This is a genomic window from Schwartzia sp. (in: firmicutes) (genome assembly GCF_978017985.1).
The window spans coordinates 1-13,052 of record NZ_CDXDFU010000145.1 but is presented as its reverse complement, the minus strand read 5'-3'; the positions used below and the strand labels follow the sequence as shown (position 1 = coordinate 13,052).

The window sequence follows — 13,052 nt, the reverse complement described above, 5'->3', positions numbered from 1 at the left end:
TTGTGGATTTGCCGTGCATGTATGAATGATGGTGTTAGCGCTTTATGTTTGTAATTCAAAACATAAAGTTTTGTTTCACAAGAAAATTTTTTGTAGAAATGTAATCATTATTAGAAGGATTTTTTATGGATTTGTAGAATACAATTAACATATGGTATAGTATTTGAATACGGAAATGAAAGTATATGAGGGGGTATTTTATGATGAATTGGTTGGATAATATACGCGTTGCCTATAAGCTGGTGATTTTGGCCATTGTCGCTGTGCTTGGTATGGCAATCATAGGTGGATCCGGATATATGGCCATCAAAAAAGCGCAGGCGGATATGGAGGTAATGTATACTTCATCGGTGCAGACACTGGTATATGTGGGTGCCGCAAACGGTGATATGCGCCGTGCACAGGCTATGGCCGCTTCGACTGTCGTTTCTGCGAAGGACCCGGAGCGTGTTAAAAAGCTCACCAATAGTCTTGATGAAAGCTTGAAGGCTGTGCAGGCAAGCCTGAACGGTCTTGACGGGATTCCGAACAAGAATGCAGAGACAGTTGCTCTGCTTGATAAAATCAAGAAAGATTTTGCTGAACTGACACCTATACTCAAAAGAACAATTGAGCTTACCGCTGCCGGACAGGGAGAGGAAGCCGGTGCTTACTACACGAAGAACGGTGCAAGCCGTGCTTCGTCCATCGGCAAGGAGCTTGCAAAGCTTTCCCAGATGGAAGCAGACAGAGCAAAGAGTCTTAATGAACAGAACGATGCAAACACAGCAAGAACGATTCAGTTCATGGTTATTGAGCTTATAGCGGTGCTTGTTATCGCAGTTCTCGTTGTTCTTGTTATCACTAAGAAAATTACAACTCCGCTGACGTTGATGGGGCATGCTCTTGCAAAGCTCCGTGACGGCGATTTCATTATTACACAGCGCACCATCAACCGCGAGGACGAATTCGGACAGTTGGCTGACATGGTTGCTGATGTACGCAAATCCTTGAACAAGCTCATGCGTCAGACAAATGAGTCTGCACAGCAGCTGGCGGCGGCTTCCGAGGAGCTTACTGCAAGCTCTCAGCAGGCAGCACAGGCTTCCAGCATGGTTGCTAATTCTGTTACCGATGCGGCAGGAGCTACTTCCGAGCAGCAGAGCTATGTAAACGATGCAATGGAGTCCATCAACAATACGGCTGAGTCCATTGACCGTCTTAATACTACAGCTGAAACGGTTGCTCAGCACGCCAATGAATCCAAGGACGAGGCTGAGGCAGGCAGCAAGGCTATTCAGCAGGCTGTCGAGCAGATTATGAGCGTCGAGAGCATTGTAGCTGATTCTGCGGCAACTGTAGATAAGCTTGGCAAGAGCTCTCAGGAAATCGGACAGATTGTCAGCGATATTTCTGAAATCGCGGAGCAGACGAATCTCCTTGCACTTAATGCGGCTATTGAGGCAGCACGTGCAGGCGAGAACGGCCGCGGATTCTCGGTAGTTGCTGAGGAAGTCAGAAAGCTTGCCGAGCAGTCACAGGAGGCTGCACAGCGTATCACGAATCTTATCGGCGGTATTCAGGCGGATACTGATGAAGCCGTCAAGTCCATGCAGCAGGGCAGCAGCGCTGTCAAAGCAGGTACTGAATCTGTCAGCCAGCTGAAGGAAGCTTTCGAGCGTATTCAGGCTGCGGCTCTCGGTGTATCCGAGCAGGCAGCAACTATAACGTCAGAGGTTCATGCGGTTGCAGACCAGACCTCGAATATCAAGGAGAAGTCCTCGTTCATTCTGCAGAAGGGATCTCAGGTATCCGGCGAGATGGAAAATGTTTCGGCGGCTTCTGAGGAGCAGTCAGCTTCCGCAAGTGAAATTGCTGATGCAAGCGATTCTCTGGCACACTTGGCGCAGGATTTGCAGAACTCCCTCAACAAGTTCAAATTCTGATTGCGTAAAAATAAGGCGGCTGTCCGAAAGGGCAGCCGCTTTTGTGTCTATATATGATACTTTATTCGGATTCGTCAGCGCAGACTCTGTTTCTGCCATTTTTCTTCGCTTCATAAAGGAGTGTGTCCAGTCTTGTATAAAGGCTGTCAATTGTGTCGGAGGAAGAAGCTGCTGTGGCACCTATGCTGGCTGTCATGCGTTTTTTGTCCGGAAGTATGATGGTACGTATATTCCGTCTGATTGTCTCGGCAATTTTTACGGTAGTCTCAAGGGAACAGTCAGGAAGAATAATCATAAACTCTTCACCGCCCCAGCGCCCTACGGGGTCTGAATGACGGACAGATGCCTGCATGATGCGGGAGGCTTTTCTGAGGACGCGGTCGCCTTCTTCATGCCCGAAGGTATCGTTGACCTTTTTGAAATAATCAAGGTCAAGCATGAGGACGCCTGTTTCTTTTTCAGGGTTGCGGCGGCAGCCCTCAAGAATTTCCTTCAGGGCGGTCTCGGTTGCACCACGGTTCAGAAGATTTGTGAGCCTGTCTGTATTGGCAAGATAGCGCAGTTCTTTATTTGCCTGTTCCAGCTCTTTGTTTGTTACTCTGACGAAGTTGGCAAGACCGCTGATAAGCGAAAGATGTTCGCTCATGGTGTTTTCCATGGGCGGAATATCTATAGGCATGCTCGCAGGCTTTTCTCCTTCGCGGAATGCGATTGTCATCAGAGCGCTGTTCATGAGATGAACATTTGTGTATCCGTCATATCTGCGGATTTCTCCGAAAGAATAGGCTCCAGCGGTAGGCGCAATCTTTGTGAAGGGCGAAAGCTCATTGTTTACTTCTTTTTTAAGGTAGAGGCGCCGTACTATGCAGGAATAAATAAGGATTCCCTGCGGAGCAAAGCTGTGAACCTCAGCAAAGCGCTGATGCAGATGCTTGCGCATGGACAGTGGGTCGCCGTAGGCAAGATGCGCGCGTTCGCCTATGCGGCAGTCGCCGCTGAAGCGTATGGAGCCGTCCTGTTCATACGCATACGCTACGCGCGTAATTTTATGACCATCACGCCGCACAATAATGGGGAATGTAATAAGAGGACGGTAAAAATCCTTTTCAGGAACGATGCCGAGATATTTTTCATACAGGGAAATAGCCGGTTTGTTGTCAAAGGACCTTACGGTACTGCGGTTTTTCAGTCCGGTGATGGTGACCTCACGGCCCAGGGGCTTCCATCCGATGTAGGAGCCGACCTGTATGTTGAGGTCTTCTCCGCTGAAAAGCAGCAGAAGAAATCCTTTTGTGGTCCATTCCTTATCAGTAAAGACGGCAGCTTCCTCGTCTCTGTTTGTTTTCATGGACATGTAACTGTCTGCTGAGCAGCCGAAAATTTTTATGCCTGAGGGAAGCTCGCTGAGCACGTCCGAGAAAATATTGATTTCATTGAGAATGGACGGGGTTGTTACGAAGCCCACTCCCTTAAGCAAAGGCTCGTCAAGAAGCTGTTCCCGCAAAAGGGCGGCAGCATCGGACGCGGAGCTTTCTCCTGTATCGAAGATACGTGCCGTGACGAGGGAGGTCTCAAAAACCATGAAATTCACTATGATGGTTTCAAGTGCAAGATGTCCGCCAAATATTTCACCGGACGAGGTATTGCCCGCAACTCTGACTTCAGGGAGTACTGAAGTTATTTGGCGGCAGAGGGCAAGGACTGTATCGGATTTTGTAGTTGAGCTGAAGACAATGCAGAGGATAGAGCTGTACTTTTTGGGGCACTGCTTTTGAAACTCTGCTATGGCAGCATCTATGTCCTGTGGATTTTTCAGGCAGAACGGAAACATTTTCATAAAAAAGAGTCCTTCCCGGTTACAGTTCAGATAGAGATAAAAACTGATTTATTCTATTATAACGCAATAGTTAATGTTTTGCCTACGGCAAAATTTGGACTGTTGCGTTATAATATATGAAGACAAAGGGGGACGTATTACAGCTATGATCAGAAAACTCGTATCTAATGTTATTTTTTTCGTATTTTTGTGCGCTATGGCGCTGGTTCCGCAAAGGGGCTTTTGTTCGGAGGGGCTTCCATACAGCGCTTACGCGCCGGTGCTTATGTATCATGACCTCAAGCCGGTGCCGCTTAACGGCTTCGATGTAACTCCTGAGGCTTTTGCGCAGCAGCTCGACTGGCTCAAGGCAAACGGATATAGGACGCTCTCTATGGAGGAGTATATAGACTGCATTGACAAAGGCTCATTCCCTGCAAAATCCGTCCTTATCACATTTGATGACGGATACAAGGGTATCTATGATTACGCATTTCCGGAGCTCAAGAAGCGTGATATGAAGGCCGTTTTCTTCATCATTACGAGCTGTATTGATGGGGAGCTTCCGGGGTATCCTTATATCACTGCAAAAGAATTGAAGGAAATGGCAAAGGATCCGCATATTTCTATAGGCTCCCACACGCTGACGCATCCGTCTGATCTGCGGGAGGAAAATTACTGGGACAATCTCAATGAGTTCAAAATGTCGAAAAGATATCTTGAGCTTATTACAGGACGAAAATGCGATGGACTTGCTTACCCGTGCGGAAGCTATGATGAGTATGTCATCTGCGCGGTGAAGGATGCAGGCTACAGGGCTGCGTTCGCAGTGAATACCCGTGGAACCATGGGAGAGGACACACGCTGGTCTGTACCGCGCATTTATATGGGACTCAGCATGTGCGAGAATAATAACGCTCCGTTCAAAAGGCACGTGCAGAACTACGCGGCTATGGATGATGAAATGTTTACGGAACAGTATTACTGGATTTATCAATAAATAATGTAACGAGGTCTTTATGGACATAAAGGGCGATTTGGTAAACGTCAAAACTCATATACAGGAGCAGCTCAAGAAACTCTATGAGCTTACTGTGCCTGTGGGACAGCTGTCTACCCGTGAGCTGAATGAGCGCATGCTCGACATTACGGAGCTTCTGGGCAGGGAGGTAGCAGTATATATTTCCCGTCAGGGACGTGTAGTGCAGGTGGCGCTGGGGGATGTGGCGACGGTAGATTTGCCTGAGCTTAAGCAAAAGACACGCTCGGATAAAAGGCTTTCGGGAATCCGCTGCATACATACTCACCCTACAGGCGACGTAAGGCTGAGCGAACCGGACCTGTCCTCTCTCCGCAGGCTTCGTTTTGACTGTATGGCGGCTATAGGCCGCCGTGACGGGAAAATCACAGGCAGTATGGGGGCTTTTACGGGGGATACCCGTGAGGACGGTACTCCTCAGCTGTTTACCTACGGTCCGGCCTCTGATACAGTGCTTCATCAGGTAAATCTTTCGCTGATGGTAACGGCAATAAACAAGAAGCTCAGCGAGGAGAGCACACAAACAACGGACGGCCGTCCCGAGCGTGCTATCCTTGCCGGGGTGGAGCGTATGCAGAGAGGCATATGGGGCATAGAGGAATCTATGGACGAGCTTGAGCGTCTGGCCGATACCGCGGGCGCGGTGGTTGTCGGGCGTTTTACTCAGCGAAGGGAGCGGCCTGATTCGGCGCTTTTCCTGGGAAAAGGAAAGGTCAATGAAATCGCCATGGAGATACAGAATCTCGACGCCGATCTACTGATTCTCGATGACGAGCTTACTCCATCACAGCAGCATAATCTTGAGCGGATGCTGGGAATACGTGTCATTGACCGCACGGCGCTTATACTGGATATTTTTGCGCAGCGGGCGCGCTCCCACGAAGGACGTCTGCAGGTTGAGCTTGCACAGCTTAAATACAATCTTCCGCGTCTCGGCGGCCAGGGCCTTGTTCTTTCGCGTCTTGGCGGCGGAATCGGTACGAGGGGACCCGGTGAAACAAAGCTGGAGGTAGACCGCCGCCGTATCTATACCCGTATCCATGATATAGAAGAGCAGATAAACGGAATGAAGAAAACGCGTACGCTGTACCGCACGCGCCGACAAAAATCCCGTATGCCTCTGGTGGCGCTTGTGGGCTACACAAACGCGGGCAAATCCACGCTGCTCAACCGTCTCACGGGAGCGGAGGTCTTTGCGGAGGATAAGCTCTTTGCTACACTTGATCCCACCACAAGACGGCTGACGCTGCCTGAAAAGAAAGAAATTCTTTTAACCGATACGGTAGGATTTATCCAAAAGCTTCCCCATACTCTGGTGACAGCATTTCGGGCAACACTGGAGGAAGTGACGGAGGCTGACCTTCTGCTTCATGTGGTGGATGCGAGCAGCAGCAACGCCGAGCAGCATATTGAGGCTGTTATGGAGGTGCTGAAGGAGCTGGGAGCGGAAGAAAAACCAATGCTCTTTGTGTTCAACAAAACTGACCAAATGGAAAATCCCTACGATACCGGGCGCATGACCAGGTATCGTGATGCTGTATGTGTGTCAGCAGCTACGGGCGACAATATAAAGGTGCTTCTTAACCGCATAGAATCGTTTTTTAAGGAGCAGTCCCTTGAATGCACTTTGCTGATTCCTTACAGTGACGGCGCGGCCATTACGGAGCTTCATATGCTGAACGCCGTGAAGGAGACAGAATACGCAGAGGAGGGAACAAAGCTCACAGTCAGCCTTCCTGTTTCCGAGAAGGAACGGTTTGAAAAATATATTTTGGATGAATGAGATGTTTTTTCATCTAAATATCATAGTGTTTTTGTATTCTATGCGCTATCATTAAAGGAGACTTATCCATTGTGAGTTTTTGACTCCCAATGGATTTTAGTCGGATTAAGCAGAATCCTTTAATTGCATTGCCTGTTCTGCAGGCGGAAGGGAGTACAAAATGAATACAATTATCGAAGCACTCAAAACACGGCGCAGCGTGCGCAAGTATAAGCCGGATATGGTACCGCAGGAAATTATCGACCAGATTATTGATGCAGGCCTGTACGCCGCAAGCGGCCATGGGGAACAGAAACCGATTATAGTTTCTGTAACAAACAAAGAACTGCGTGATGAAATCTCTGTGAAGAATTGTGAGATTGGCGGCTGGTCCGCAGATGTTGATCCTCTTTACGGGGCACCGGTGGTTCTTATCGTACTTGCTCCGAAGGATTGGCCGAACCGTGTATATGACGGAAGCCTTGTTATCGGAAATCTCATGCAGGCTGCAGATGCTCTCGGAATCGGAAGCTGCTGGATTCACCGTGCAAGGGAAGAATTCGAGTCTGACTGGGGCAAGGAGCTTTTGAAAAAAATCGGGCTGAAAGGCGAGTGGGAAGGAATCGGTCATTGTATCCTGGGATATCCTGAGGATAACGCAAAGCCGAAGGCTGCTCCGCGTATGCCGGGACGTGTATATTACGTAAAATGATTATTGGAGGGGCTTGAAAAAGCTCCTTCTTTTAATTATCATGAGTTCAAATGATTTGAGGGGAAAAATTTGTCAGAGATAACGATACGTGATGCTGTGCCGGAGGATGCTGAGGCACTGCTTGCCATATATGCGCCTTATATCAGGGAAACAGCGATTACCTTCGAGTATGAGGTGCCTTCTGTGGAGGAATTTCAGAACCGCATCAGAACCATAAGTGAAAAATATCCGTATCTTGTGGCGGAAGAGGGCGGCAAAATAATCGGCTATGCCTACGCAGCGCCTTTTCATGTGAGGGCAGCGTGTGCCTGGGCTGTGGAAAGCTCGGTTTATATTGACCGCGGTAAACGTAAGGCGGGACTGGGTAAGCGTCTTTACGAGGAGCTTGAGTCTGCGCTTATAAAAATGGGAATCATCAGCTTTGAAGCCTGTGTTGCATGGCCCCATGAAGGACAGGATGACCCATATCTTACAAAGGACAGTGTGGGATTCCATAAGCATCTGGGCTTTAGGGAGGTTGGCCATTTCAAGGATATCGGTTCGAAATTTGGACGGTGGTATGATTTGATATGGATGGAAAAACTCCTGGGAGAGCATGTCCCAAATCCCGCGCCCATAAAATCATACAGAGAGAGCAAGTGAAAACAGCCTGTGGCAAATGTTTGCCGCAGGCTGTTTTAATTTTGGGGAGGAGAAAGCCATATCTCCTTTGGAAGCATGGAGGCAGCTTCTTTGTCATGGGTTATGAGGATTAAAGTCTTTCCCTTTTGGGTTATGTGCGAAATGATGTTTTCAAGGAGTGAGGTTCCTGTGGTTTTATCAAGGCCGTCTGTAGGTTCGTCCAAAATAAGGCATGGAGCCTCACTTGCAAGAGCAAGCGCCGTCAGCAAACGATTTCTCTGTCCCCCGGACAGGCGGCTGCCGTTTTCTCCCATAGGTTCATCAAGCTGAAGGCGCATGGCGCGTACTGTATCGCCAAGACATGCTGTATCAAGTGCCTGCCAAATCTTCTCATCTGTTATGTCAGGGTGCAGACGGGTGAAATTGCCACGGATGGAATCAGAGAATATATGGCAGGGCTGGATTGAAGCGGCGAAATAACTGCGAAGTACATCGTCGGATATTTGGCCGATTGGAATACCGGAAAGATACAGCTCTCCCTGCTCAAGAGGCAGTAATTTCAAAATCAGCTGTGCCAGTGTGGTCTTTCCGCTGCCGCTGTCTCCACGTACGGCAATCGCGCCGCCGTTTTCAAGTTCAAAGGAGAGGGGAGCAAAGACCGGCAGTCCTGCGGTATATGAGAAGGAGATATTTTTGGCGGATAAAAAAGGGGAGGAGGAATTTGCCGGGACAGGTTCCTGTGTGAATTCAGCCTTCGGAAACTCTTTTAATACACGTTCTGCCGACTGTCGGGACGAAATTAGCTGAACTGCCGCAGAAGACAAGACGGATAATTCTCCGTAAAGCCCCAACAGAAGCAGCAGCCAGACGGCAAGCCAGCGGGGGTCAAGGGAGCCGCTGTTTAAGGCTTGAATGAGCAGCAGGAGATACAAGACAAATGAAATCCGGCGGACAATATCAAGTATAGTGTCTGCCAGTTCCTGCCGTAAGCATTGTTTTACTGCTGCAGTATCGTAATTTTGGGCGGCTTCATCAAGCTTGGTCATAAACAAACTGAATCGGCCTGAAAGTATAAGTTCATCACGTCCGCAGGAGGCATCTGAAAGCAAATCACGGTAGTGGCTGCTCTGCTTATTCGCGGTATCTGACATTATTATTGTAACGGGAAGTATTATGTGAAGTATAAAGAGGAAGCATACAAGACCTGCAGCTGCAGGAGAGATTTCATACAGCCAAAGACTGAAGCAAAGTGTGATAAGCCCTGTACTGAATACAGGCAAAAGCCAGCGCAGATAAAAATCCCGAAGAACCGAGGCATCGTCACCAAGCTGCTCCATATACTGTCCCTGCTTTGCAAGCGTTGTTTTTAGGGGCAGTTCCCTGCACATGGTTCTGTATATCATAATCTGGAGTTTTTCATAGCAGCAGAAAGCCAGCCTGTGCGAAAAAAGACGCATCAGGTATCTCATGACGGCTCTGCTTATTCCGAAGAAGCGCACGCATGTAATACCAAGAGTCAGTGCATAAAGAGGCGGCTGAAGTGCCGCATAGCTGATAATCCATGCAGCGGCTCCCATAAGGCCGATTCCCGTCAGCCCCGAAAGAACCCCTGTGAGAACCATGAGCATTATTTTTGCCGGTCCTGCCAATGAAATCAGCTTTTGTATGGCACGAAGCTTATTCATGGCGCACCTCCTCGGCTGGGACAGCCGTTCCTGCTTCAATGGCAATCTTAGTGTCGGCCCATTTTCGGACCGCCTCACGGTGGGATATAACTATAACAGTTCTGTGTCGGGAGAAATCATCAAGGGTATTCAGGAGCTCCTTTTCTTCGGCCGGTTCAAGGCCGACTGTTGGTTCGTCAAGCAGTACAACAGGCTTGTCCTGATAAAATGCCCGTGCCAGCCCCAGACGGTGAAGCTGCCCGTTTGAAAGTCCCTGCCCGCCCTCGCCTATAGAGGTGTCAGGGGATAGAGAAAGTCTCGCGGATTTCAATGCACCGTTTATTTTTTCGGCAATATCCTCTTTTTTTCCGCAGTCAAACAGACTGATATTTTCCCCAAGAGTTCCCTGAAAGATATGAGGAGCCTGCGGAATATATGAAATCAGCTTTTGGCGGCTTTCTTTTGCCATATCGGCCAGATTTTTGCCGCTGAATAAAACGCTGCCCTGCTGTGGGCTGAGAAGTCCTGCCAGCACCTTAAGCAGAGTCGTTTTCCCTGCGCCGCTGGTACCGCAAATACAGGTGACTTTATTGGCAGGGAAACGGGCAGAGATATCCTGCAGCGTAGGCAGGGGGGCTTCGGGATACGTAAATGAAAGCTCATGGACTGATATATCAGGGGGAACCCGGAGTTCATCACGGGCGCCGCGGCGAAGGTCAGAGCGGCCTGTTTCAATGATGTTCTGAAGAGTTTTCCATGCGGTATGAACTTCTGCAGCCGCGTGAAAAGCTATACCCCCTTGACGCAGGGGCCGGTAAAATTCCGGTAGCAGAAGCAGCATGAAAAATGCTATGGAAAAGCTCATTTCTCCGTACAGCAGACGCAGACCGATGCTTACAGCAAGTATGGCTATGGTCAGCGTAGTAATCAGCTCAAGCGTGAAGCTTGAAACAAATGCCAGCTGCAATACCTTCATGGAGGCTGCGGAAAAATCACGGCTGTTTTCGGACAGTCTTTCTCCCTGTGCCACCTCCTGACGAAAGAGCTTCAGTGTGATTATTCCTGCCAGCATATCCTTGAAGGCTGCTGTCAGGGTTCCAAGCTTTTCCCACTGCTCAAGTGCGGCGGCTTTTGTCTTGTGCCCGATGAGTGCCAAAAGGATTGGGGCAATGGGCAGGGTAACTAGCATTATCAGGGCAGACTGCCAGTCCATAAAGGCGATAGTCAAAAGGAATAATGGCATTAAGACTGCAAGAGACAGGAATTGAGGAAGTATAGCAGTGCTGAGCTTGTCCAGTGCTTCTGTGGTTTCAACGGCCAGAAGCTGCAGTTTATTATCGGGAACAGTCTGTACCGCCAGGGAGCGGTGCAGTTTTTGACGTATCTGAAACTGAAGCTCTGAGGAGAAAACACATAGCTGTTTTTTAAGCGGATACTGCAGCAGGGCTTTTATCAGCAGCAAAAACAGCAGCATACCAATGTCGGCTGCTGCTGCGTTTAATGAAATTCCATTAAGGAAAACATCAGAAATCACCCGGCTCAGCTGCCAGGCTGCTCCGAGTGTACAGATAGATATGAGAAGCTGAAGCAGGCACATATAAAACAGTGCCTGCTTTTCTTCATATAGGCGGTCAGTAATTTGCATGATTTTGGTCAGCTTTTATACGATGACGGAATACCCAATATGTCCAGCCCTGGTATATAAGTACAACAGGGACAAAGCATAAAGCGGCTATCGTCATTATGGACAGAGTGTATTCAGTGGATGCGGCGTTTGTTATAGTCAGGCTCCACGAGGGATCAAGGCTTGAAACCATGAGCCTCGGGAACAGCGCGGCGAAAAGCCCTGCTGTGATGCAGACAATACTGAGGCCGGTTAAAAGAAATGCGCGCATTTCTTTTCTGTGCTGCATATTCATGGAACTGAAAAGCAGGGAAACCAATGCAAGAAGGAAAAGAATCAGTGTTATCGGCGCACTCAGAAGATTTACCTTCTGGTGAATGAGCAAAGCCAGAAGAGCAAGGGTGACAAATGCGATTTTGCAGCTGGTTAGTCCGAGCTTCTGAATAGTAAGCTTAAGACGGTCATTATCCAGCTTCAGGGCAAGGAAATTTGCACCGTGGAAAGCGAAGAGACTGAGGAAGGCTGCTCCGCCTACAAGAGAAGCCGGACTGAGCAAATCTAAAAATGTTCCCTTATAAATCATATCCTTGCCGATGGGAAGGCCAATCAAAAGGTCGGTCATGGCGACACCCCAAAGCAGGGCAGGCAGCGCTGAACCGAAGAAAATGGCTTTATCCCAGGTTCGCTTCCATAATGCGGATTCGTGGTGATGACGCAGTTCAAAGGCTGCTCCGCGAAGAATCAGGGCCAGCAGCATCAGGAAAAGTGCCATGTAGAAGGTGCTGAACATGGTCGCATATACATGCGGAAATGCTGCGAACGTCGCACCGCCTGCAGTTATCATCCAAACCTCGTTGCCGTCCCACACGGGAGCAATTGAGGAGAGAATCTGGCTGCGCTCCTTTTCCCGGTCGCTTATGAACGGCATAAGTGTTCCTACGCCGTAATCGAAGCCTTCAAGGAAGAAGAAACCCGTAAAGAGTACGGCGATGAGGATAAACCAGAGTACATTGTAATCCATCACTGAGCCCTCCCTTCATGGTTGACTGCTTTTATGTCAGTTTTTTTGATAAGGCGGCAGGCAATACAAAAGGCGGCGATTGCCAAAATTAGATAAACAAGAGTAAAGCCTGTCATGGTAAGCCAAACCATTTTTGGTGTCAGGTTCGGGGATACTGCGTCTGCTGTTTTCTGCAGCCCGACTACAATCCACGGCTGGCGGCCAGCCTCGGCAATAAACCAACCCGCGGAATTTGCCAAAAACGGAAGAGGCAGCAGCATGGGAACGGCCGCAAGAAAACTCTTGAATTTAACGAGCAGCTCAGGCTTCAGCCATGCGAGCCCTCCGATTAAAAATGCAAGCCCGGCCATGGCTCCGCCGCAGGCAATCATTATGCGGAAGCTCCAGAAAAGTCCCGGTACATCAGGAGTATAATTGCCCGGCCCATACTTTTCTTCAGCCGCCTTCTGCAGCTGGTTGATTCCCTGGACGGCACCTTCAGGCTTGTTAAAGAGCATAAAAGAGAACATGCCCGGGATTTTGATTTCAGATCTGTTTCTACGTTCGTCCTGATTGATGTCAGCGACAACGGCAAATGGGGCAGGGTCCTCGGTTTCCCAAAGGGCTTCCATACTGGAAAGCTTCATTGGCTGCGACTCAGCAAGGTATTGAGTATGCAGATGGCCTGTGCCCATTGTTCCCATAATTCCGATAATCAGGTAGACGGATACACCTTTCAATGCCTGCATGAATATCTGACGTGATACAAAATCACGGGCAATTTTCCATGCGCATATGACGAGGAGCAAAAAGCCGGCTGTTGCTATACCGGAAAAAATGGTGTGGCTCAGCTCACCGACAACGTAAGGATTTGTAATGAGTGCGGTGA

Annotated in this window: 10 protein-coding genes; 5 read left to right on the top strand and 5 right to left on the bottom strand. The window is 48.9% G+C overall.

Annotated features, from left to right (window positions below; translation table 11 throughout):
• The first annotated feature begins 200 nt into the window (after window positions 1–200).
• Window positions 201–1,925: a methyl-accepting chemotaxis protein gene (locus tag ACY69O_RS06770; RefSeq protein ID WP_462332707.1), complete on the top strand. Its 1,725-nt coding sequence runs from the start codon at window positions 201–203 to the stop codon at window positions 1,923–1,925.
• 61 nt (window positions 1,926–1,986) lie between these two features.
• Here the strand turns inward: ACY69O_RS06770 and ACY69O_RS06765 are convergent, their stop codons facing one another.
• Window positions 1,987–3,762, bottom strand: a complete 1,776-nt coding sequence (locus ACY69O_RS06765; RefSeq protein WP_462332706.1) for a sensor domain-containing diguanylate cyclase — start codon at window positions 3,760–3,762, stop codon at window positions 1,987–1,989.
• A 145-nt stretch (window positions 3,763–3,907) separates the two neighbouring features.
• Here ACY69O_RS06765 and ACY69O_RS06760 point away from each other — a divergent pair, with 145 nt between their 5' ends.
• From ACY69O_RS06760 to ACY69O_RS06745, 4 genes are all read left to right on the top strand, one after another.
• Window positions 3,908–4,741, top strand: a complete 834-nt coding sequence (locus ACY69O_RS06760) for a polysaccharide deacetylase family protein (protein WP_462332705.1) — start codon at window positions 3,908–3,910, stop codon at window positions 4,739–4,741.
• A gap of 19 nt (window positions 4,742–4,760) precedes the next feature.
• On the top strand, window positions 4,761–6,563 hold the full coding sequence (gene hflX, locus ACY69O_RS06755; RefSeq protein ID WP_462332704.1) for a GTPase HflX: 1,803 nt from the start codon (window positions 4,761–4,763) through the stop codon (window positions 6,561–6,563).
• Window positions 6,564–6,723: 160 nt separating this feature from the next.
• Window positions 6,724–7,254, top strand: a complete 531-nt coding sequence (locus ACY69O_RS06750) for a nitroreductase (protein ID WP_462332703.1) — start codon at window positions 6,724–6,726, stop codon at window positions 7,252–7,254.
• 69 nt (window positions 7,255–7,323) lie between these two features.
• A complete protein-coding gene (locus ACY69O_RS06745) occupies window positions 7,324–7,896 on the top strand; it encodes an N-acetyltransferase family protein (RefSeq protein ID WP_462332702.1) in 573 nt (190 codons plus the stop codon).
• Window positions 7,897–7,931: 35 nt separating this feature from the next.
• Here ACY69O_RS06745 and cydC read toward each other — a convergent pair whose 3' ends face one another.
• The 4 genes from cydC to ACY69O_RS06725 form a co-directional block, all read right to left on the bottom strand.
• On the bottom strand, window positions 7,932–9,560 hold the full coding sequence (gene cydC, locus ACY69O_RS06740) for a thiol reductant ABC exporter subunit CydC (RefSeq protein ID WP_462332701.1): 1,629 nt from the start codon (window positions 9,558–9,560) through the stop codon (window positions 7,932–7,934).
• Window positions 9,553–11,184, bottom strand: coding sequence for a thiol reductant ABC exporter subunit CydD (gene cydD / locus ACY69O_RS06735; RefSeq protein WP_462332700.1), 1,632 nt, complete (start codon window positions 11,182–11,184; stop codon window positions 9,553–9,555). The genes cydC and cydD overlap by 8 nt, the downstream gene beginning before the upstream one ends.
• Window positions 11,171–12,184 carry a cytochrome d ubiquinol oxidase subunit II gene (gene cydB / locus ACY69O_RS06730; RefSeq protein WP_462332699.1) on the bottom strand — a complete coding sequence of 338 codons (1,014 nt, stop codon included), beginning with the start codon at window positions 12,182–12,184 and terminating at the stop codon, window positions 11,171–11,173. The genes cydD and cydB overlap by 14 nt, the downstream gene beginning before the upstream one ends.
• On the bottom strand, window positions 12,184–13,052 hold an 869-nt coding region (locus ACY69O_RS06725), incomplete at its 5' end, for a cytochrome ubiquinol oxidase subunit I (RefSeq protein WP_462332698.1). The genes cydB and ACY69O_RS06725, both read right to left, overlap by 1 nt.

Excerpts from the sequence above, each read along its gene's own strand:
- cydB (WP_462332699.1), bottom strand. The coding sequence starts at position 12,184 with ATGGATTACAATGTACTCTGGTTTATCCTCATCGCCGTACTCTTTACG.
- cydD (WP_462332700.1), bottom strand. The coding sequence starts at position 11,184 with ATGCAAATTACTGACCGCCTATATGAAGAAAAGCAGGCACTGTTTTAT.
- ACY69O_RS06765 (WP_462332706.1), bottom strand. The coding sequence starts at position 3,762 with ATGAAAATGTTTCCGTTCTGCCTGAAAAATCCACAGGACATAGATGCT.
- hflX (WP_462332704.1), top strand. The coding sequence starts at position 4,761 with ATGGACATAAAGGGCGATTTGGTAAACGTCAAAACTCATATACAGGAG.
- ACY69O_RS06770 (WP_462332707.1), top strand. The coding sequence starts at position 201 with ATGATGAATTGGTTGGATAATATACGCGTTGCCTATAAGCTGGTGATT.
- cydC (WP_462332701.1), bottom strand. The coding sequence starts at position 9,560 with ATGAATAAGCTTCGTGCCATACAAAAGCTGATTTCATTGGCAGGACCG.
- ACY69O_RS06750 (WP_462332703.1), top strand. The coding sequence starts at position 6,724 with ATGAATACAATTATCGAAGCACTCAAAACACGGCGCAGCGTGCGCAAG.
- ACY69O_RS06760 (WP_462332705.1), top strand. The coding sequence starts at position 3,908 with ATGATCAGAAAACTCGTATCTAATGTTATTTTTTTCGTATTTTTGTGC.